The sequence below is a fragment of the Armatimonadota bacterium genome (assembly GCA_031459765.1).
In the GTDB taxonomy this organism is placed as follows: Bacteria; Sysuimicrobiota; Sysuimicrobiia; order Sysuimicrobiales; family Kaftiobacteriaceae; genus Kaftiobacterium; species Kaftiobacterium secundum.
Window position 1 is genome coordinate 321349 of the sequence record JAVKHY010000001.1, and the last position, 19339, is coordinate 340687.

The window sequence follows — 19339 nt, forward strand, 5'->3', positions numbered from 1 at the left end:
GCCGTCACTCCTGCCGGACGATCATCCGCACATAGGGCAGCGAGACGAGCAGCAGCAGGCCCGTCATGGCGATGGCCATCGCCGAGGCGTACTCGAACCGGAAGAACTGGAAGTACTGCTTGAAGACCTGCGTGGAGAGGACCTCGCTCATGATCCCCGGTCCTCCCGCGGTCATAGCCTGAATCAGGCCGAACCGGCGGACCTCCCAGATGGTGTCCAGGGCCAGGGCCACGATCAGGACCTTGCGCAGCCCGGGCAGCGTGACGTGGCGGAAGCGCTGCAGGGTGCCGGCCCCGTCGATGGCCGCGGCCTCGTACAGTTCGATGGGGATGCTCTGCAGGCCGGCCAGGAGGATGATCATGACGAAGGGGAAGCCGCGCCAGACGTTGGCCAGCACGACCGCGGGCAGCACCAGGCGCGGCGAGGTCAGCCACTCCACCGGCGCGGCAATGAGGCCCGCCCGGAAGAGCAGGTCGTTCATGAGTCCGTACAAGGGGTTGAGGATCCACTTCCAGACGATGCCGGCCACGACGTCCGGGACCACCCAGGGCAGCAGCGCCATCACCCGAAAGGCCGTCCGCCCGAAGAGCGGCCGGTTCAACGCCAGCGCCACGGCCAATCCCAGGAGCAGGTGCAGGGCGACGCTGGCCACGACGAAGATCGCCGTGTTGGCCAGGACCTGCCGGAAGACGTCGGAACGCAGGAGGTCGGCGTATTGGACCAGCGTATAGCCCGAAGACCCGCGGCCCGCCGAGAGGCTGAGGCGCAGGCTGCGCAGGGCGGGGTACGCCAGGACGGCCAGGAGCAGCAGCAGCGCGGGGGCGACGAAGAGATAGCCCATGTGACGGTCCCGCAGGAGGGGCGGGCGGATCCCCGGCCCCGTCCGCGGGACCGCCCGGGGACCCCGGCGGGCGGAGTCCCCGGAAACGGCGTCAGCGACTGCGCGCCAGGATGGCGTTGACCCGGGCATGGGCATCGGCCAGCGCCCGGTCCGGTGTCTTGGCGCCGGCGATGGCCTCGTGGAGCGCCGTGGTGAAGGCGTCGAAGATCTCGGGCCACTCCTTGATCATCGGCTCGAGCCGGGCGTGGGCCAGTTCGCCGACGATGACCCGCGAGAATTTGTCGGTGCGGACCATGGGCAGCGCGTTCACGTCCTTGCGGGACGAGATCACGCGGTTGTCCTCGAAGAACTTTTTGTCCATCTCCTTGCTGCTGAGGAACTTGATGAACTTCCAGGCCGCCTCCGGGTGCCTGGTGAAGGGGCTCATGATCCAGCCGGACTGCCAGGCCGCGGTGATCCGGACCTTTCCCACCGGCACCGGCGCCGCCTCCAGCGTGGCGTAGGCGTTCATCTTCGGGTTGAGGTCATTGATGATGGGATAGGACCAGCCCGAGCCGATCTTCATCGCCACTTTCCCGGAGGCCATCTGGGTGCGGACATCGCCGGGCCCGAAGGTGGTCACGCCGGGCGGGACGACCTTGTGCACGGTGGCCAGTTCGACGATGTAGGTGAAGGCCGCGCGGAACTCCGGCGTGTTCATCGCCGACGCCCGGCCGTCCGGGGTGATGAAATCGGCGCCGAAGCTCCAGACGACGGGGGTGATGCGCAGCGGCAGCCCCGGGTTCCTGGAGGCGGGGATGCTGAAGCCCCACTGGTCGACGCGGCCGTCCCCGTCGGTGTCGCGGGTCAGCCGCCGAGCATAGTCCAGAAATTCGGTCCAGTTCCTGGGCGGACGATCGGGGTCCAGCCCGGCCGCTCGGAACATCTCCCGGTTGTAGATCAGGACCATGGACATGAAGTCTCCGGGCATGGCCATGATCTTGCCCTTGTAGGTCATGACCTTGATCGGCGTGTCGTACCAGGCCTTGAGAAAGTTCGGTCCCTCCTTCTGGATGAAGGGCGTCAGGTCGGCCGCGCACCCCATCTCGAAGAACATGGTCAGCGAGAAGTTGTGGAGCTTCACCACATCCGGCATGCGCCGGGCGGCGCACTCGGTCTGGTAGCGCGCCTCCTTTTCGGCGTACGAGATGGGTTCGGGAACGATCTTGATCCCGGGATTCCGGCTCTCGAAGATGTTGATGGCCTCACGGAGGGATCGTCCCCACACGGTCTCGACGAGATGCCAGTTGGAGAAGCGCAGCGTGACCACTTCCTGGGACCGCGCCGGGACCAGTCCCCCGAAGACCAGGGCGGCCGTCAGGGCCAGGCCCAGCACGCTGCGTGCCACCGTCCCCTGTCTGCTCATCCCTGCCACCTCCCGCCGCGTTGTTGTCCGCCTCGTCCTATACGCCATCTCCCCGATCGCCCGCTTCGCGATCTACGCTCGCTCGCTCACTGTGGCCTGATGCGTGCCGAGGAACTCGATGATCTGTCCCCGCGTGGGGATAGAGGCGACGGCGCCGAGGCCCGTGGTCGCCAGCGCCCCGGCCGCATTCGCCAGCCGGGCGGCTTCCGGCACGCCAGCGCCGGAGAGCCAGGCCGCGACGAAGACGCCGGCGAAGGCGTCGCCCGCCCCGGTGGTATCGACGACGTCCACGGGCCACGCCGACAGCGGGTACCGCTCCCCTTCCGCCGTAGCCACCAGACACCCCCTGGCCCCGCGCTTCAGCAGGACGAGGCGCGGTCCGAGAGCCAGGATCCTGTCCACCACGCCTTCGGCGGGCAGACCCGGATAGAGCAGCGCGGCGTCTTCGTCGCTGACGAACACGAGATGGGCGCGGGAAAAGGTCTGCGTCACCACCTGCCGCGCCGTGTCCAGGGGCCACAGACGCGGGCGCACGTTGGCGTCGTAACTGATGGTTCCGCCGGAGCGCCCGACGATGGTCAGCGCGGCTTCAACCGTCTCCCGCGCCGAGGCGGAGATCGCCTGGGTGATCCCCGAGGTGTGGAACACCCGGGCTCCGGCCAGGTAGGATTCGTCGAGATCCTCCGGGCGCAGCCGCGAGGCCGGCGATCCGGACCGGTAGTAGGTGAACTCGTGGAGTCCCGCCTCCAGCAGGGAAATGAAGTACACGCCCGTGATCCCTTCGGGCTCGACGATGACGCGGCTGCGGTCCACGCCTTCCCGATCCCACAGGGCCAGGAAGGCCCGGCCGAACTCGTCTCCTCCCACCCGCGTCACATATCCGCAGGGTACGCCCATCCGCGCCACGGCCACGATGAAGTTGGCCGTGTCCCCGCCGAATCCGCGGCGGAAGGTGCGCGCCTCGGCCAGCCCGCCCCGCTGTTCGGCGGCGAACTCGACCATCGGTTCGCCCAGCGCCACCACGGCCGGGACGCTGTTACCGCCCACCGTGCGTCTCCGTGGCATGCTGTGTCCAGCCCAGCGCGCGTGACACCTGCTCGGCCGCCCGGCGCACCTCCGGGCCCAGCCGCCGCACCCGCTCCAGGGTGATCCGGCTGGCCGGCCCGGAAAGACTGATCGCTCCCACCACCTGCCGGCGATGGTCGAAGATGGGCGCGCCCACGCACCGGATGCCGTCCTCGTTCTCGATGTTGTCCACCGAGAAGCCGCGGGCGCGAACGGTGGCCAGCTCGGCGAAGAGCCGCCCGCGGTCGGTGATGGTGTTGGGCGTGCGGCGCGGCATCCCCACCGCGTCCAGGATGCGGTTCACCTCATCGACGGGAAGGTGCGCCAGCATCGCCTTCCCCAGCGCCGTGCTGTGCGCGGGCATGATCTTGCCGATCGCCGAGGCCATGCGCATCGGACCGGGCGACTCCACCTTGTCGATGTAGACCACCTGCCCCTGCTCCAGTACGGCCAGGTGCGCCGTCTCGCCGGTGCGGTCGCGCAGGTCGAGCAGGACGCTTCGGCCGGCCGCGCGGAGCTCCAGCTGCTCGAGCCGCTGCCCGGCCAGCCACAGAATCCTGGGTCCGATGACATATCCCCCGTCGGTGAGCGCCGTCATGCCCTGCAGGGTGAGGGTCTGCATCAGGCGGTAGATCGTGGGTCGGGGGAGGCCGACCTCAGCACTGAGCTGGGTCACGCTCAGAGGCCGCCCGGCCCGGCCCAGCGCGGTGAGCAGCGCAATGACGCGCTGAACGGAGTGGACCGGGGTCGGCGTCCGGGCGGTGCGCGGTCTCATGGTGTCCGTATTTCGGACAATTTGTCCTTATCTTGATAATAACAGATCCGGCCGAATCCGGCGAGGCCCCCGAGGCGGCGGTAGTCCTACCGACCGTGGGGCGTCTCAGGCCAGGCCGGCGAGCTGCAGGATGGGCCGGGGGTCGTAGTCCTCCGGGGCGGGCAGCAGCGGCGGGCGCACCGAGCCCATGGGCCGTCCGTGGCGGGCCTCGGCCAGGCGTTTGAGGACGGCCGGCGCGGCATACTCCTTCGTCATGGCCCGGATCTGCTGGAGGCGCGCGGACAGGGAGATCCCGGCCTCGGCGTCCCCGCGCTGCGCCAGGGCGTAAATCTCCACGATGCGCTCCGGGACGGCATTGGCCAGCGCCGAGATCATCCCCGCCGCGCCCGCCGTGAGACGGGTCCACAGGTCGTCTTCAGTGCCGATCAGCACCTGCTTCCCCGCGGCGCGGACCGCTTCCGCGTACCCCTGCTCGCCGCCCGAGTCTTTGACCCCCCAGACGTCGAGGGAAGCGACGAGCCCGGGAGGGACGGGCACGGCGTACTTGGGGACGTGGTACAGAATCACCGGCTGCCTCGCCGCAGCGAGGACCGGCTCGAAGAAGCGGCGCAGCCCGTCCGCGGAGGGCGGCTTGAAGTAGTACGGCGGCAGGACGAGCACCGCGGCGGCCGGCATCTCCGCGATGGCGCCGACCAGTTCCAGCGTTTCCGGCAGGTTTCCCTCCATGACCGCGGGGACGATCTGGCAGCGCAGCCCGCGGGCGAAGAGGTGTTCCAGGGCGCGCCGTTTCTCAGTTAGGGCGATCGAGGGACCCTCGCCGTTCGTCCCGAAAAAGACGATCCCCTCGACCCCATGGGAAGCCAGCCATTCGCCGTGTCCGGCCAGCGCGGCGAGGTCGATCGCCCCGGAGGCCGTGAAGGGGGTCACGGAGGCAACGTAGACGCCGCCGAGCATCGAGGCCATGCACGGTATGGGTTCGCCGCCCGGGGCGGTGTCCCTGGCCGAGGCGCAGGGCCGTGGGCAGGAGGCCGGCCTTGACGCCTGTGCTATAATAGCGCTTACACAAGCCGCATACGGCCGATGAACGGGAGGAGTACCCGCTCGCACGGACTGCAGAGAGAGCCGCCGGGGGTGGGAAGGCGGCAGTCACGGAGCGGGGAATGGGCCCGCAAGGCGCGGACCGAACCCTGATCGGGTCGTAGGCTCCGCCGGAGTTCTCCACCGTCATCACAGGAGAAGGGGATCGAGCCCAGGCTCCGTCCCCTGAGAGCGCGGGTCCGGGTCGGACTCGAAGCCGGGTGGCACCGCGGGAGCTGAACCTCTCGCCCCAAATCGTGGGGTGAGGGGTTTTGTGTTTGCGGCCGGCGACAGCGGAGGATACGAGATGATCGTCGTCATGGAGCCTCACGCCTCGCGCGAGCAGATCAACGACATCGTGCGGAAGATCCAGGACGCCGGGTTGGGCAGCCACATCTCGGCCGGGGTCGAGCGCACGATCATCGGCGTCGTCGGCGACAGCCACACCAAGGAGCAGCTGCGCCAGTCGCTCGAGGCCTCGCCCGGTGTGGAGAAGGTCGTCCTGATCCTGCAGCCCTTCAAGCTGGTCAGCCGCGACTTCAAACCTGAGGACTCGGTTATCGACGTGGAGGGGGTGCGCTTCGGGGACGGTTCCGTGGTGGTCATCGCCGGGCCCTGCTCGGTGGAGAGCCGGGAGCAGATCCTGCGCACAGCGCGGGCGGTGAAGGCTTCCGGGGCCGTGATGCTGCGCGGCGGGGCGTTCAAGCCGCGCACCTCACCCTACTCCTTCCAGGGGCTGGAGGAAGAAGGGTTGCGGTACCTGGCCGAGGCCCGGGCCGAGACCGGCCTGCCGGTGGTCACCGAGGCGATGGACGCCGCCCAGCTCCTGCTGGTCATCAAGTATGCGGACATGGTGCAGATCGGCGCCCGCAACATGCAGAACTACACCCTGCTGCGCGAGGTGGGGCGCGCCCGGCACCCCGTGCTTCTGAAGCGCGGCCCCAGCGCCACGATCCAAGAACTGCTCCTGGCCGCCGAGTACATCATGAGCGAGGGGAACTACCACATCGTGCTGTGCGAGCGCGGTATCCGCAGCTTCGACAACTACACCCGGTACACCCTCGACCTCTCCGCCGTGCCGGTGCTCAGGCAGCTGACGCACCTGCCGGTGATCGTCGATCCCAGTCAGGCCAGCGGGAAGGCCCGCTATGTTCCGCCGCTGGCCAAGGCGGCCGTGGCCGCCGGCGCGGCCGGGCTGATCATCGAGGTCCATCCCGAGCCGGAGAAGGCCCTGAGCGACGGACCCCAGCAACTCACGCCGGAGGTCTTTGCCCAGCTGATGAGAGAACTCACCCCGCTGGCCGCCGCGCTGGGTCGTCGGGTGCAGACGCCGGCGGCCGTGCGGGCGCCATGATCGGTCCCCGCACCGTCGGGATCGTCGGTCTGGGGCTGATCGGGACCTCCCTCGGCCTGGCCATCCGGCAGCGCCGGGTGGCGGAACGCGTGGTGGGCGTGGACGTGGACGCCAGCGCCGTGGAGGCCGCGCGGGCGCGGGGCGCCCTGGACAAAGGGGCGACCACCGACGACCTCCTGCACGAAGCGGACCTCGTCGTCGTGGCCGTTCCCCCCGACGCGGTGGTCGAGGTCGCCGTCCGGGCGGCGGAGGTGCTGCGCGCGGGGGCGGTCATTACGGACGTGGCGTCCATCAAGGCCCCGATCGTGAGCGACCTCGAGCGAAGGCTGCCGCGCCGGGTGCGGTATGTCGGCGGGCACCCGATGGCGGGCTCCGAGCGCAGCGGCCCGCAGGCCGCCGACGCCCAGTTGCTCCTGGGCCGGCCGTTCATCATCACCCCGACGGCGGCGGGCGACCGTGAGGCGGTGGAGATGGTGTCGACCCTGGCCCGCGGGATGGGCATGCGGCCGGTGGTGCTGGACGCCCGGGAGCACGACGATCTGGTCGCTCAGGTCAGCCACCTGCCCTATCTCCTGGCCGTGGCCGTGCTCAACGCCGCCTCGGAGGCGGCGCTGCCCCTGCAGGGCCCGGGATTTGGTGGGATCAGCCGGCTGGCCGCCAGCCCGGTGGAGATGTGGACGCAGATCTGCGCCGGCAACGCGGCGGCGATCCGGCGGGCGCTGGGCCGGGTGCGCACGGAACTGGACGAGCTGGAGCGGGCGCTGGGCGATCGGGAGGCGCTGGCCGCGGTGCTGCGGCGTGCCCGCCGGCGGGCGGGACTGGAAGGCTAGGTGGCCTGGTGCTGGACATCGCTCCGAGCAAGACGGAATTCTTGAGCCGAACCCGGTCGGGGAACCTGATCCCGGTCTCCTGCGAGCTGCCCGCGGACCTGGAGACGCCGATCTCGGTGTTCCTCAAGGTGCGCGATCAGGGCCACGCCTTCCTGCTGGAGAGCGTGGAGGGCGGCGAGCGCATCGGCCGATACTCCTTCATCGGCGCGGGGCCGACGCTGCTCGTCATCTCGCAGGGGGAGCAGGTCGAACTCCGCCAGGGCGGGCGCGTGGACCGGAAGACGGCCGATGTGCTGGAGGTGGTCCGGGAGATCCTGAGCCGCCACCGTCTGGTTGCCGATCCGGGGCTGCCGCGCTTTTCCGGCGGGGCGGTGGGCTACTTCGGCTACGACCTGGTGCGGTCGTGGGAGCGGCTGCCCCACCGGCCGCCGGATGACCTGGCCCTGCCCACCTGCTACCTGGCTGTGACCGACACGGTGGTGATCTTCGACCACGTGCGGCACACGATGAAGATTGTGGCCAACGCCCTGGTGGACGACGACGGCGGCGCCGCCTACCGCGCGGCGGTGGAGAAGGTCCAGCGCCTCTACGAGCGGCTGCGGGCGCCGCTGATCCCTCCGCAGGGCGCGGGACGGGTGCAGCCGGTGATGGACACGGACATGCCGGTGGCCGGATTCCTCAGCGCCGTGGAGCGGGCCAAGGAGTACATCCGGGCCGGCGATGTCTTCCAGGTGGTGCTGTCGCGGCGGTTCTCGATGGGCCTGGAGGGCGTGGACGGCCTGGAGATCTACCGCGCCCTGCGCACGGTGAACCCATCGCCGTACATGTTTTTCCTGGACTTCGCGGGGGTGAAGGTCATCGGTTCTTCCCCCGAACTGCTGGTCCGCCTGGAGAACGGCGTGGTCGAGACGCGGCCGCTGGCCGGGACGCGGCCGCGCGGGGCGACGGAGGCCGAGGACCTGACGATGGAGGCGCAGTTGCTGGCCGACGAGAAGGAGCGCGCCGAGCACGTGATGCTGGTGGACCTGGGGCGCAACGATCTGGGGCGGGTCTGTGCGTACGGGACGGTCCGCGTTACCGACCTGATGAGCGTGGAGCGGTTCAGCCACGTGATGCACATCGTCTCGGACGTCCAGGGCCGCCTGCGGGCGGGCCTGGACGCGGTGGATGTGCTGCGGGCCTGTTTCCCGGCCGGCACGGTGACCGGGGCGCCCAAGGTGCGGGCCATGGAAATCATCGACGAGCTCGAGCCGGTGGCGCGCGGGCCGTACGCGGGGGCCGTCGGGTATCTCGGCTTTTCGGGGAACATGGACACCGCGATCACCATCCGCACCATCGTCGCCACGGGCGAGCGGGCCTACCTCCAGGCCGGCGCCGGGATCGTCGCCGACTCGGTGCCCGAACGCGAGTACGTCGAGACGGTGAGCAAAGCCAAGGCGCTGGTCCGGGCCATCGAGCGTGTGGGGAGGGTGCGCCCGTGATCATTGTGATCGACAACTACGACTCCTTCACCTACAACCTCGTGCAGTACCTCGGGGAGATGGCCGGGGAGATCCGCGTGTTCCGCAACGATCAGGTCCGGCCGGGCGAGGTCGCCCGGCTGAGGCCACAGGCGGTGGTGATCTCTCCGGGGCCCTGCACGCCGGCCGAGGCCGGCGTCTCCGTGCCGCTGATCCGGGCGCTGGCCGGTACGGTGCCCATCCTGGGCGTCTGCCTCGGGCATCAGGCCATCGGCGCGGCCTTCGGCGGGCAGGTCGTCCGGGCCCCCGTCCCGGTGCACGGCAAGGTCTCGGAGGTGCGCCACGACGGCCAGACCATTTTCCGCGGTCTCCCCAACCCGCTCTGGGGCACCCGCTATCACTCCCTGGTCATCGAGCGCGCGTCGCTGCCCGGGGTCCTGGAGGTGTCGGCGGAACTGGCCGACGGGACCATCATGGGCGTGCGCCACCGCGAGGTTCTGGTGGAGGGGGTGCAGTTTCATCCCGAATCGGTCCTCACCACGCCGGGCCGGCAGCTGCTGCGGAACTTCCTGGAGCTGGCCGGGGTGCCGCCGGTCGCGCCGTCGAGGAGGAGTTGAGGAGGCGGGCGTCGTGGAGATCAAGGATGCGATCCGCAAGGTGGTAGGGCGGGAGCACCTCACCGAGGCCGAGGCCCACGGGGCCATGGGCCGGGTGATGGACGGACAGGCCACGCCTGCGCAGATCGCCGCCCTGATCACGGCGCTGCGCATGAAGGGCGAGACGGTGGAGGAGATCGCCGGATTCGCCCGGGCCATGCGGGAGCGCGCCCGGCGGATCACGCCCAGCGCATCGGCGCTGATCGACATCGTCGGCACCGGCGGCGACCGCCTGAGCACCTTCAACATCTCCACGACCAGCGCCTTCGTCGTTGCCGCCGCGGGCGGGTATGTGGCCAAACACGGCAACCGTGCCGTTTCGCGCCTCTGCGGCGCCGCGGACGTCCTCGAAGCCCTGGGGGTGCCGGTCCAGGTGCCTCCGGAGGTGGCGCGGCGCGCCATCGAGGACATCGGCATCGGCTTCCTGTTTGCGCCGATCTACCACGCGGCGATGAAGCACGCCGTGGCCCCGCGCCGGGAGATCGCCATCCGCACCGTGTTCAATATCCTCGGGCCGCTGACCAATCCGGCGGACGCGGCTTACCTGGTCGTAGGCACGTACGATCCGTCCCTGACAGAAATCATGGCCCGGGTGCTGGGTGAGATGGGGGCCCGCCGCGCCCTCGTCGTCCACGGGCTGGACGGGATCGACGAGGTCTCCACCCTCGGGCCGACCCGGGTTTCGGAGCTGCGGGACGGTCAGGTGCGCACCTACACCGTCACCCCCGACGATCTCGGGGTGCCGCCGGCGAAGCCGGCCGACATCGGCGGTGGATCGCCGGAGGAGAACGCGGCGATCGCGACGGCCGTCCTGCGGGGAGAGGACGGCCCGCGGACGGACATCGTGCTGGCCAACGCCGGCGCCGCCCTGATGACCGCGGGCCTCGCCGACAGCTGGGCCGAAGGGGTGGCCCTGGCCCGCCGGGCGGTGACCTCGGGTGCGGCGTACGAAAAACTGGAGGCCCTGCGGGCGCACAGCAGAGCGGCCGTCTCTTGAACAGCAGCATGATCCTGGACGAGATCCTTGCCTATAAACAGCAAGAGGTCCTGCGGCGAGCGGCGGTACGCTCGCCGCGCGAGGTGGCCGCCGCCGCCGCGACGGCCCCTGCGCCGCCGGACTTCCTGGGCGCCCTGAGAGGGCGGGGTCTGGCCGTGATCGCCGAGATCAAGGGGGCGTCGCCTTCGGCGGGGACGATCCGCGCGGCGTACGATCCGGTGGCCGTGGCCGCCGCGTACGAGGCCGGCGGCGCCGCGGCGCTGTCGGTGCTCACCGACGCGAAGTATTTCCGCGGGTCGTGGGAGGCCCTGGGGCGGGTGGCGCGGTCCACGCGGCTGCCGGTGCTGTGCAAGGAGTTTATCGTCGATCCCTACCAGATCGACGAGGCCCGCGCCGCCGGGGCCGCCGCCGTGTTGTTGATCGCCGCAGCCACGCCCGGGCGACGGCTGCGGGCCTACCTGGAGCACGCCCGCCGGCGCGGGCTCGACGCCCTGGTGGAGGTTCACACCGCCCGGGAGGTGGCCGTCGCCCTCGAGGCCGGCGCCGAGGCGATCGGCATCAACAACCGGGATCTGCGTACACTGGAGGTAGATCTGGAGACCACGGCCCGGCTGCGGCCGCTTATCCCGCCGGGAGTGGTCGTGGTCAGCGAGAGCGGGTTCGCCAGCCGGGCGGAGGTGGAGGCGGTGATGCGCCTGGGCGTGGACGCCATTCTGGTGGGGACCAACCTGATGCGCAGCCCCGATCCCGGTGCTGCGCTGCGGACCCTGAGGGGGGAGCAATGACGACGAAGACGGACACCGCGCCGGTCGCGGAGCGCCCCGCCGGTCCTGAAAAGAAGGGCCGCCTGCTCACCGGCGACCGGCCCACGGGGAGGCTCCACCTGGGCCACTATGTGGGAACGCTGGCCAACCGGGTGAAGCTGCAGGACGACTACGACTGTTTCTTCCTGCTGGCCGACCTGCACCTGTTGACCACGCGGCTGGAGCACCTGGAGGAGATCCGCGACAACATCCGGGAGATTGTCCTGGACTACCTCAGCGTGGGCATCGATCCCGGCCGATCGACCATCGTCCTGCAGTCGCTGGTTCCTCAGACCGCCGAGCTGCAGCTCATTTTCTCCATGCTGGTCACGGTGCCGCGGTTGCAGCGCGTGCCGACGTTGAAGGAGGTGATGCGCGACCTGCACATTGCGCAGCCGTCCCTGGGGCTGCTGGCCTACCCGGTGCTGCAGGCGGCGGACATCCTCATCGTCCGCGGCGAGATTGTGCCCGTGGGCAAGGACCAGGCCTCGCATCTGGAGGTGACCCGGGAGATCGCCCGACGGTTCAACGAGCTGTTCCGCCCGGTGTTCCCCGAGCCGCAGACGTTGATCGGCGAGGTCGGCACCCTGCCGGGCATCGACGGGAAAGCCAAGATGAGCAAGTCCCTCGGGAACGCCATCTTTCTCGCCGACGATCCCGAAACGGTGACGCGGAAGGTGATGAGCATGTACACCGATCCGACGCGCATCCACCCCACCGATCCCGGCCACGTCGAGGGGAACCCCGTCTTCATCTACCACGACGCCTTCAACCCCGACCGGGCCGAGGTCGAGGAGCTCAAGGCCCGCTACCGCCAGGGGACGGTCGGGGATGTGGAGGTGAAACGGAGGCTGGCCGCGGCGCTGAACGGCTTCCTGGAACCGATTCGCGCCCGGCGGGCGCAGTATGCGCTTCGCCAGGTGGACGAGATCATCATCGAGGGCAGCCGGCGGGCGCGGGCCATCGCCCAGGAAACGATGGCCATGGTCCGGGACGCCATGCGCATGAACTACTTCGGCTAGGAGGTCCGGTGGTCAGGGTCAAGATCTGCGGGATCCGTTCCGCCTCCGCGGCCGTGGCGGCGGCCGAGGCGGGGGCGGATGCCATCGGCCTGGTCTTCGCGCCCGGCCGGCGGCAGGTCACCGTGGACCAGGCGCGCGCCATTGTCGCGGCGCTGCCCCCCTTCGTGACGAGGGTGGGGGTGTTCGTCGACGAGGATCCCGCCCGCATCCGGGAGGTGGCCGCCTCCGTCCCCCTCGATCTGGTCCAGCTCCACGGCAGCGAGTCGCCCCGGTACTGCGCCGCGCTGGGCCTGCCCGTGATCAAGGCCGTTCGGATGCGCGACCGGACATCGGGGGCGGCCCTGGGCGAGTATCGCGTCGCCGGCTTCCTGCTGGACAGCTTCGAGCCCAACCTCGCCGGCGGGACGGGGAAGCCCTTCCCCTGGGCCCTCGCCGCGGGCCTGCGCGCCCCCGCCCCGCTCATCCTGGCCGGCGGACTCACGGCCGAGAACGTCGGGGAGGCCCTGGAGATCGTCCGGCCCTACGGCGTGGACGTGAGCAGCGGGGTGGAGACCGACGGACGCAAAGATCCGGCCAAGATCAGAGAGTTCATCCGCCGCGTTCGCCTCTGGGACGACGCCCGATGAAGGGCCGCTTCGGGAAGTACGGCGGACGGTTCGTGCCGGAGACCGTGATTCCCGCGCTCGTCGAGTTGGAAGACGCCTACCGCCGCGCCGCCGCCGACGCCGCTTTCCAGGCCGAGCTCGACCGCTACCTGACCCGCTACTGCGGCCGGCCCACGCCCCTGTACTACGCCGAACGCCTGACCCGTTTCCTGGGCGGTCCGCGCATCTTCCTCAAACGGGAAGATCTGTTGCACACCGGGGCCCACAAGATCAACAACACGATGGGGCAGGTCCTCCTGGCCCGCGCCATGGGGAAGCGGCGCGTCATCGCCGAGACCGGCGCCGGCCAGCACGGCGTGGCCACGGCCACGGCCGCGGCGATCTTCGGGCTGGCCTGCGAGATCTACATGGGCGCCGAGGACATGGCGCGACAGGAACTCAACGTCTACCGGATGCAGCTGCTCGGCGCGGAGGTCCACCCCGTGGAGAGCGGCACCAGGACCCTGAAGGACGCCATCAACGAGGCGCTGCGGGATTGGGTGACCAACGTGGCCACCACCTTCTACGTCATCGGCTCGGTGGTCGGCCCGCACCCGTATCCGACGATGGTGCGCGATTTCCAGTCCGTGATCGGCCGCGAGACCCGGGCCCAGATGCTCCAGGAAACCGGCCGCCTGCCCGATTGCCTGGTGGCCTGCGTGGGGGGAGGCAGCAATGCCATGGGGCTGTTTCACCCCTTCCGGGAGGACCCGACGGTGCGGATGATCGGCGTGGAAGCCGGCGGTCTGGGGATCCCGACGATGCACCACGCGGCGACGCTGGTGGCCGGCCGTCCCGGGGTGCTCCACGGGGCGTATTCCTATCTGCTGCAGGACGAGGGCGGGCAGGTCCGCGGGACGCACTCCGTCTCGGCGGGACTGGACTATCCGGGCGTGGGACCGGAGCACAGTTACTTCAAAGATGCCGGACGCGCCGAGTACGTCGCGGTGACGGACGACGAGGCGCTGGAGGGGTTCCGCCTGCTGGCCCGGACGGAAGGCATCATCCCGGCCCTGGAACCCGCCCACGCCGTCGCCTACCTGCGCCTGCTGGCGCCCAGGATGGGGCGGGAGCAGACCGTTGTGCTCGGTCTGTCCGGGCGGGGCGACAAAGACGTCCAGCATGTCGCGCGCCTGGAGCAGGGATGAGCCGCATCGGCGCAACCTTCGAGAGGCTGCGCCTGCGGCGTCGCCCGGCTTTCATCCCCTTCATCGTGGCGGGCGATCCCGACCTGCACACCACGGCGCGTGTGGTCGAGATGCTCGTTGACGCGGGAGCGGATCTGATCGAGCTGGGCGTCCCGTTCTCCGATCCCGTCGCCGACGGACCGACGAACCAGCGTGCCTACCAGCGGGCCCTGGCCGCGGGGACCCGGCTGACCGACGTGCTCACGCTGGTGGGCGAGTTGCGCCGGCGGATGGACATTCCCGTCGTCCTTTTGTCGTACTACAATCCGATCCTGCAGTTCGGACCGGCGTCCTTCTGCGTCGAGGCCGTCCGCCGGGGCGTGGACGGCGTGGTGGTGCCGGATCTGCCCTCCGATGAGGCGGATGAGCTGCTCGCTCCGGCCCGGCAGTGTGGGTTGGATACGATCTTCCTCCTGGCGCCGACCAGTACCGACGAGCGGATCCGGCTGGTCGCGGAGCGGTGCACAGGATTCGTCTACTGCGTCTCGCTGACCGGGATCACCGGGATGCGGGACCGGCTGTCCGGAGACCTCCCCGACCTTGTGGCCCGGATCCGCGCCAGGACGCGCCTTCCGATCTGCGTCGGCTTCGGGGTCAGTACGCCGGAGCAGGCGCGCGAAGTGGGGGCGGTGGCGGATGGGGTGATTGTGGGTAGTGCGATTGTGGCCCTGCTGGAGCGGTCCGACGGTCCGGCCCGAGCCCGTGAGCTGGCCGCCTCGCTGCGCCGGGCTCTGGACGGCCCTCCGGGGGGAAAGGCCGCGCCGTGATCTCCCAGCGGACGCTGTGCTTCCTGCACCGCGGCCGCCAGGTGTTGCTGCTGCACCGCCGCCGATCCCCGAACGCCGGGATGTGGAACGGGATCGGCGGCAAGATCGAACCGGGCGAAACTCCCTTTGCCGCCTGTGTGCGCGAGGTCAGAGAAGAGACCGGGCTGACGATCCCGTCCCCGGACCTGCGCGGCCTGCTCGTGGTCACGGTGCAGGCCACGGGGGACGTGTGGATCATCTACGTCTTCACCGCGCCGGCGCCCGACGGCCCGCTGGCCCCCTCCCCCGAAGGCGACCTGCGCTGGGTGGACGCCGAGCAGATCGCCTCCCTGCACACGCCGGCCGACCTGCCCGTAATCCTCCCCCGCATCCTCAACGAGGACGGCATCACCGTCGTCCGCATCCACTACGCGACCGACGACGCCGTCGAGCCGCAGCGCCTTGAGATCCTCGGTCCGTAGCTACCTCAACACCAGGCCCAGGTAGTAGGGCCAGAAGATGAGCGCCAGGATGGCCTTCCACCAGACCAGCTGGGCGAAGGCGATGGTGAACAGCCACCCGATGAACCAGAGGGGCCCCGTGGTCTCCACACGGATCCTGGTTCCGCCGTCGGATCTCATCGCGGTCTCCTTTCGTCGGCGCGATCCTCCCGGTCGAGCGTACGCCCGGAGGACGGCCGCAGGCAATCCAGCGGAGGCCGGATTCGATATAATGAGCCCGTTGTGGACGTCGTCATCGTCGCCGATCTCCTCATCCTTCTGGCCGTCCTGATCCTTCCGCTGGTCTCCCGTTGGGTGGAGCGGAACCTCGAGGCGTTCCTGTTCGTCATGGGTCTGGTTGCCGCGGTCGCGGCGCGGGTCCTGGACGGACACCTCATCCGCGCCGCCCTCACCGATCCCATTCCGATCACCATCGCCGTCTTCGTCTCCGGGCTGGCCTTCCACCGGCTGCGCGGGTCCGTCGCCGACCTGCTGGTCCGGCTGCGCACGGTGCTGCCCATGCGGCTGGTCGTCGCCGTTCTGGTCACGGCGCTGGCCCTGATCAGCAGCGTGATCACGGTGATCATCGCCTCCCTGGTCCTGGTGGAGCTGATCGGGGCGATGCGGTTTCGGGAGGAAGACGAGACGCGACTGGTGGTCCTGGCCTGCATGGCCATCGGCCTGGGCGCGGCGCTCACTCCGATCGGCGAACCGCTCTCCACAATCGCCACGGCCAAACTCGGTGAGGAGTTCTGGTTCCTGATGCAGCTGCTCGGGCCGTGGGTGATTCCGGGCATTGTCGCACTGGGCGCCGCCGCCGCGCTGTTACCCCTGCGCTACCGGGGTTCCAGTCTCCAGGAGGCGGTTGTGGAGGAGACCTACCGGACGGTCGTCGGCCGGGCGCTGCGGGTCTTCCTGTTCGTCATGGCCCTGACACTGCTGGGGGAAGGATTCAGACCGCTGATCGACCGGTTCGTCATTCACCTCGACGCCCGCCTGCTGTACTGGATCAACATGGTCTCGGCCATCCTGGACAACGCCACCCTCACCGCGGCGGAGATCAGTCCGCGGATGTCGCCACTACAGGTGCGGGCCGTGTTGATGGGGCTGCTGATCAGCGGCGGCATGCTCATCCCCGGCAACATCCCCAACATCATCGCCGCGAACAGACTGAAGATCCGCAGCCGGACCTGGGCGTGCTGGGGAGTGCCATTGGGGCTGGCCCTTCTGCTGATGTACTTTGCCGCGCTGTTTCTCCTCTGACGCGGAAGGTGACCCGTCTTCCGGATCCTCGGTCCGTCCTTGGGTGGACGGCCACGCCCTCCGGGAACACCGCCGCCGGGCGACGGGAGCGGAGGAACGCCTGTGGACCTTCTATAACTTCAGCAACGGCCATAGGCGGCCGCAGTCGAGGAGGTGGCGACCATGAAGTGGGCCTGGCGACTGGGGACCGTGGCGGGGATCGCCGTCTACGTCCACGCCACATTCTTCATCTTGATCGCCTGGGTTGCCGTCACCCACTGGGCCCAGGGTCGCGACTTCCTGGCCGCCGCCGCGGCTGTGATCTTCATCTTGGCCCTGTTCGCCTGCGTCGTGCTCCACGAACTGGGGCACGCCCTGACGGCGCGGCGCTACGGGATCCGCACCCGGGACATTACCCTGCTGCCGATCGGCGGCGTGGCCCGGCTGGAACGGATGCCCGAGGAGCCGCTGCAGGAACTATGGGTGGCAGCGGCGGGGCCTGCCGTCAACGTCGTCATCGCCCTCCTCCTCTTCCTCTGGCTGACGATCGCCGGCGGAGTCGAACCCGTCTCCGGGATCACCATGACCCAGGGACCGTTCCTGGAACGGCTGATGATCCTCAACCTCATCCTGGTGGTCTTCAATCTGCTGCCCGCCTTTCCCATGGACGGGGGCCGGATTGTGCGCGCGCTGCTGGCGACGCGGATGGAGTACACGCGCGCCACGCAGATCGCCGCGGCGCTGGGGCAGGGGATGGCGTTCCTCTTCGGCTTCGTCGGGTTCTTTACCAACCCGTTCCTGCTCTTCATCGCGCTGTTCGTCTGGATCGGCGCCGCCCAGGAGGCGAGTCTGGTCCAGGTACGCAGCGCCCTGAGCGGCATTCCCGTGCGGCGGGCGATGATCACGGATTTCCGCACGCTGGCTCCGGAGGACTCGTTGCGGCGGGCGGCCGAGGTGCTGCTGGCCGGCACGCAGCAGGACTTTCCCGTGGTCGAGGCGGACCGGGTGGTCGGCCTGCTCCTGCGCGCCGACCTGCTGGCCGCTCTGGCCGGGCAGCGGCATGAGGCCGCGGTCGCCGAGGTGATGCGTCGCGAGTTCTACTCGGTGGACTCCCACGAGATGCTGGATCTGGCCTTCGCCCGCCTGCAGCAGGGCCAGATCCGCACCGCTCCGGTGATCCACGGCGGGCGGCTGGTCGGCCTGGTGACCATGGAGAACATCGGCGAGTTCGTCGCGGTGCAGGCGGCCCTGGAAATGGCGCCTGGATAGCCCGTGGGTCGCGGTGCCACCGAGCGCTGGGGATCGCGCGTCGGCTTCGTGCTGGCCACGGCCGGCTCGGCCGTCGGGCTAGGTAACATCTGGCGCTTCCCCTCGATGGCTGCGGACAATGGCGGCGGCGCCTTCGTCCTGCTCTTTCTCGTCTTGATCCTCGTGGTGGGGATTCCGGGGCTGATCGCGGAGCTGGTGCTGGGGCGACACACCCACCGCAACCCCGTGGACGCCTTCCTCACCCTGCGCCCGCGATCCCTGTGGGGTGCGGTCGGGGCTCTGAGTGTTGCCGCCGCCTTCCTCATTCTATCGTATTACTCGGTGATCGCGGGGTGGGTGCTGGCCTACGTGGGCCTGGCCGCGTCCGGGGATCTCGCCGGGCTCGATCCGGCTGGCCTCGGCCACGCCTATGCGCGCCTGGCCGGGCACCCTTGGCATCCGGTGGCCTGGCACGGCGCGTTCCTCGTGATCACGGCCGTGGTGGTGATCAGCGGAGTCCAGCGTGGAATCGAGCGCTGGGCGAAGATTTTGATGCCCGGGCTGATTCTCATGCTCGGCATCCTGGCGTTGCGGGTGCTGAGCTGGGAAAATGCCTTGACCGGTGCTGCCTGGCTAATTCAGCCGCGCTGGGCAGAGATCACCTGGCAGACGCTGCTGCGGGCCATGGGCCAGGTCTTCTTCAGCTTCGGTCTGGGGATGGGGGTGATGATCACCTACGGCAGCTACCTGGAGGCGGACGAGGACATTCCCCGCAGCGCGCTCTACGTCGCGACCGCCGATGCCGGCATCGCCCTCCTCTCCGCCTTGATCGTCATCCCGGCCCTGTTCGCTTTTGATCGGCCGGTGGAGGGCGGTCCGGGACTGCTCTTCGTCACGCTGCCGGGAGTGCTGAACGAGATGCCACTCGGGCGACTGCTTAACGTGGTGTTCTTTGCGATGGTGGCTGTGGCGGCCTTGACCTCGGCGATCTCACTGCTCGAGGTGGTCGTGGCCTTCCTCGTTCAGGGCCAGAAGTGGACCCGTCAGGTGGCCGTTGCCTCCGCCACGATTGCAATCTTCCTCGCCGGCATTCCCTCGGCGCTCTCGCCGGCGGCGGTGCCGATCGCGGTACGCGGCCGGGACTTCCTGACGGTCGTCGACGGACTGGCCTCGGATCTCCTGTTGCCCCTGGGCGGCCTGTGTACGGCGATCTTCGTCGGCTGGATCTGGGGCACGCGGCCGGCCCTTGTCGAACTCCGCCGGGGCGCCGTCTCCTTTCGCCCCTCCGGATTGTGGGCGGCGAGCGTGCGCCTGATCATCCCGGTGGCGGTCGGCCTCATCCTGCTGGCGGGGCTGCTCGGCGTTCGCTGAGCGGGCTCTCCGCTACGGCCTCCGCCTCGTCGGCGCGGCGCTCGTGGAGGTTGATGCCGACGGCCCGGCCGCATTCGACAATGGAATCTGGCGCACCATCTGCTTGAGCATCAGCG

Annotated in this window: 20 protein-coding genes; 14 read left to right on the plus strand and 6 right to left on the minus strand. The window is 69.6% G+C overall.

Annotation, left to right across the window (positions count from 1 at the left end; translation table 11 throughout):
* Window positions 1-4: 4 nt before the first annotated feature.
* The 5 genes from QN141_01515 to QN141_01535 all read right to left on the minus strand — a co-directional run bounded on the left by QN141_01515 (window position 5) and on the right by QN141_01535 (window position 5049).
* A complete protein-coding gene (locus QN141_01515) occupies window positions 5-841 on the minus strand; it encodes a sugar ABC transporter permease (GenBank protein ID MDR7557150.1) in 837 nt (278 codons plus the stop codon).
* Window positions 842-932: 91 nt separating this feature from the next.
* A complete protein-coding gene (locus tag QN141_01520; protein MDR7557151.1) occupies window positions 933-2246 on the minus strand; it encodes an ABC transporter substrate-binding protein in 1314 nt (437 codons plus the stop codon).
* A 72-nt stretch (window positions 2247-2318) separates the two neighbouring features.
* Window positions 2319-3293: a sugar kinase gene (locus QN141_01525; GenBank protein MDR7557152.1), complete on the minus strand. Its 975-nt coding sequence runs from the start codon at window positions 3291-3293 to the stop codon at window positions 2319-2321.
* Window positions 3283-4086, minus strand: coding sequence for an IclR family transcriptional regulator (locus tag QN141_01530; protein ID MDR7557153.1), 804 nt, complete (start codon window positions 4084-4086; stop codon window positions 3283-3285). Before QN141_01530 ends, QN141_01525 begins: the two co-directional genes overlap by 11 nt.
* 105 nt (window positions 4087-4191) lie before the next feature.
* Window positions 4192-5049, minus strand: a complete 858-nt coding sequence (locus QN141_01535; protein ID MDR7557154.1) for a dihydrodipicolinate synthase family protein — start codon at window positions 5047-5049, stop codon at window positions 4192-4194.
* Between the two features lie 421 nt (window positions 5050-5470).
* On the opposite strand from QN141_01535, the gene aroF reads away from it, so the two are divergent.
* The 11 genes from aroF to QN141_01590 are packed head-to-tail and all read left to right on the plus strand — an operon-like array spanning window position 5471 to window position 15344.
* The gene (gene aroF, locus QN141_01540; protein MDR7557155.1) at window positions 5471-6517 is read left to right on the plus strand and encodes a 3-deoxy-7-phosphoheptulonate synthase; all 1047 of its coding nucleotides are present in this window, start codon (window positions 5471-5473) and stop codon (window positions 6515-6517) included.
* Window positions 6514-7347: a prephenate dehydrogenase/arogenate dehydrogenase family protein gene (locus tag QN141_01545; protein ID MDR7557156.1), complete on the plus strand. Its 834-nt coding sequence runs from the start codon at window positions 6514-6516 to the stop codon at window positions 7345-7347. The genes aroF and QN141_01545 overlap by 4 nt, the downstream gene beginning before the upstream one ends.
* 8 nt (window positions 7348-7355) lie before the next feature.
* Window positions 7356-8828 (plus strand): anthranilate synthase component I, encoded by a 1473-nt coding sequence (trpE, locus tag QN141_01550; GenBank protein MDR7557157.1) that lies wholly within the window; start codon window positions 7356-7358, stop codon window positions 8826-8828.
* Complete coding sequence (locus QN141_01555) at window positions 8825-9424, plus strand: aminodeoxychorismate/anthranilate synthase component II (protein ID MDR7557158.1); 600 nt, start codon at window positions 8825-8827, stop codon at window positions 9422-9424. Before trpE ends, QN141_01555 begins: the two co-directional genes overlap by 4 nt.
* A 13-nt stretch (window positions 9425-9437) precedes the next feature.
* The gene (gene trpD / locus QN141_01560; protein ID MDR7557159.1) at window positions 9438-10460 is read left to right on the plus strand and encodes an anthranilate phosphoribosyltransferase; all 1023 of its coding nucleotides are present in this window, start codon (window positions 9438-9440) and stop codon (window positions 10458-10460) included.
* A gap of 8 nt (window positions 10461-10468) precedes the next feature.
* Window positions 10469-11245: an indole-3-glycerol phosphate synthase TrpC gene (trpC, locus tag QN141_01565; protein MDR7557160.1), complete on the plus strand. Its 777-nt coding sequence runs from the start codon at window positions 10469-10471 to the stop codon at window positions 11243-11245.
* On the plus strand, window positions 11242-12285 hold the full coding sequence (trpS, locus tag QN141_01570) for a tryptophan--tRNA ligase (protein ID MDR7557161.1): 1044 nt from the start codon (window positions 11242-11244) through the stop codon (window positions 12283-12285). Before trpC ends, trpS begins: the two co-directional genes overlap by 4 nt.
* 8 nt (window positions 12286-12293) lie before the next feature.
* Window positions 12294-12911, plus strand: a complete 618-nt coding sequence (locus tag QN141_01575) for a phosphoribosylanthranilate isomerase (GenBank protein ID MDR7557162.1) — start codon at window positions 12294-12296, stop codon at window positions 12909-12911.
* A complete protein-coding gene (trpB, locus tag QN141_01580) occupies window positions 12908-14077 on the plus strand; it encodes a tryptophan synthase subunit beta (protein ID MDR7557163.1) in 1170 nt (389 codons plus the stop codon). Before QN141_01575 ends, trpB begins: the two co-directional genes overlap by 4 nt.
* Window positions 14074-14883 carry a tryptophan synthase subunit alpha gene (trpA, locus tag QN141_01585; GenBank protein ID MDR7557164.1) on the plus strand — a complete coding sequence of 270 codons (810 nt, stop codon included), beginning with the start codon at window positions 14074-14076 and terminating at the stop codon, window positions 14881-14883. The genes trpB and trpA overlap by 4 nt, the downstream gene beginning before the upstream one ends.
* Window positions 14880-15344: an 8-oxo-dGTP diphosphatase gene (locus QN141_01590; GenBank protein ID MDR7557165.1), complete on the plus strand. Its 465-nt coding sequence runs from the start codon at window positions 14880-14882 to the stop codon at window positions 15342-15344. Before trpA ends, QN141_01590 begins: the two co-directional genes overlap by 4 nt.
* Here the strand turns inward: QN141_01590 and QN141_01595 are convergent, their stop codons facing one another.
* Entirely contained in the window at window positions 15345-15503 is a 159-nt protein-coding gene (locus tag QN141_01595; protein MDR7557166.1) for a hypothetical protein, read from the minus strand. It abuts the gene before it with no gap.
* A 102-nt stretch (window positions 15504-15605) separates the two neighbouring features.
* On the opposite strand from QN141_01595, the gene QN141_01600 reads away from it, so the two are divergent.
* The 3 genes from QN141_01600 (at window position 15606) to QN141_01610 (ending at window position 19223) form a co-directional block, all read left to right on the plus strand.
* Window positions 15606-16625 carry a DUF1646 family protein gene (locus QN141_01600; protein ID MDR7557167.1) on the plus strand — a complete coding sequence of 340 codons (1020 nt, stop codon included), beginning with the start codon at window positions 15606-15608 and terminating at the stop codon, window positions 16623-16625.
* A 162-nt stretch (window positions 16626-16787) separates the two neighbouring features.
* Window positions 16788-17873 (plus strand): site-2 protease family protein, encoded by a 1086-nt coding sequence (locus tag QN141_01605; GenBank protein MDR7557168.1) that lies wholly within the window; start codon window positions 16788-16790, stop codon window positions 17871-17873.
* 3 nt (window positions 17874-17876) lie between these two features.
* Entirely contained in the window at window positions 17877-19223 is a 1347-nt protein-coding gene (locus QN141_01610; protein ID MDR7557169.1) for a sodium-dependent transporter, read from the plus strand.
* The last annotated feature ends 116 nt before the right edge of the window (window positions 19224-19339 follow it).

What these genes read in the sequence shown, in the direction of transcription:
- QN141_01545 (MDR7557156.1), top strand. Translation starts at nt 6,514, where the DNA reads ATGATCGGTCCCCGCACCGTCGGGATCGTCGGTCTGGGGCTGATCGGG.
- QN141_01515 (MDR7557150.1), bottom strand. Translation starts at nt 841, where the DNA reads ATGGGCTATCTCTTCGTCGCCCCCGCGCTGCTGCTGCTCCTGGCCGTC.
- aroF (MDR7557155.1), top strand. Translation starts at nt 5,471, where the DNA reads ATGATCGTCGTCATGGAGCCTCACGCCTCGCGCGAGCAGATCAACGAC.
- QN141_01520 (MDR7557151.1), bottom strand. Translation starts at nt 2,246, where the DNA reads ATGAGCAGACAGGGGACGGTGGCACGCAGCGTGCTGGGCCTGGCCCTG.
- trpA (MDR7557164.1), top strand. Translation starts at nt 14,074, where the DNA reads ATGAGCCGCATCGGCGCAACCTTCGAGAGGCTGCGCCTGCGGCGTCGC.
- trpS (MDR7557161.1), top strand. Translation starts at nt 11,242, where the DNA reads ATGACGACGAAGACGGACACCGCGCCGGTCGCGGAGCGCCCCGCCGGT.
- trpC (MDR7557160.1), top strand. Translation starts at nt 10,469, where the DNA reads ATGATCCTGGACGAGATCCTTGCCTATAAACAGCAAGAGGTCCTGCGG.
- QN141_01535 (MDR7557154.1), bottom strand. Translation starts at nt 5,049, where the DNA reads ATGGCCTCGATGCTCGGCGGCGTCTACGTTGCCTCCGTGACCCCCTTC.
- trpB (MDR7557163.1), top strand. Translation starts at nt 12,908, where the DNA reads ATGAAGGGCCGCTTCGGGAAGTACGGCGGACGGTTCGTGCCGGAGACC.
- QN141_01530 (MDR7557153.1), bottom strand. Translation starts at nt 4,086, where the DNA reads ATGAGACCGCGCACCGCCCGGACGCCGACCCCGGTCCACTCCGTTCAG.
- QN141_01595 (MDR7557166.1), bottom strand. Translation starts at nt 15,503, where the DNA reads ATGAGATCCGACGGCGGAACCAGGATCCGTGTGGAGACCACGGGGCCC.
- QN141_01605 (MDR7557168.1), top strand. Translation starts at nt 16,788, where the DNA reads ATGAAGTGGGCCTGGCGACTGGGGACCGTGGCGGGGATCGCCGTCTAC.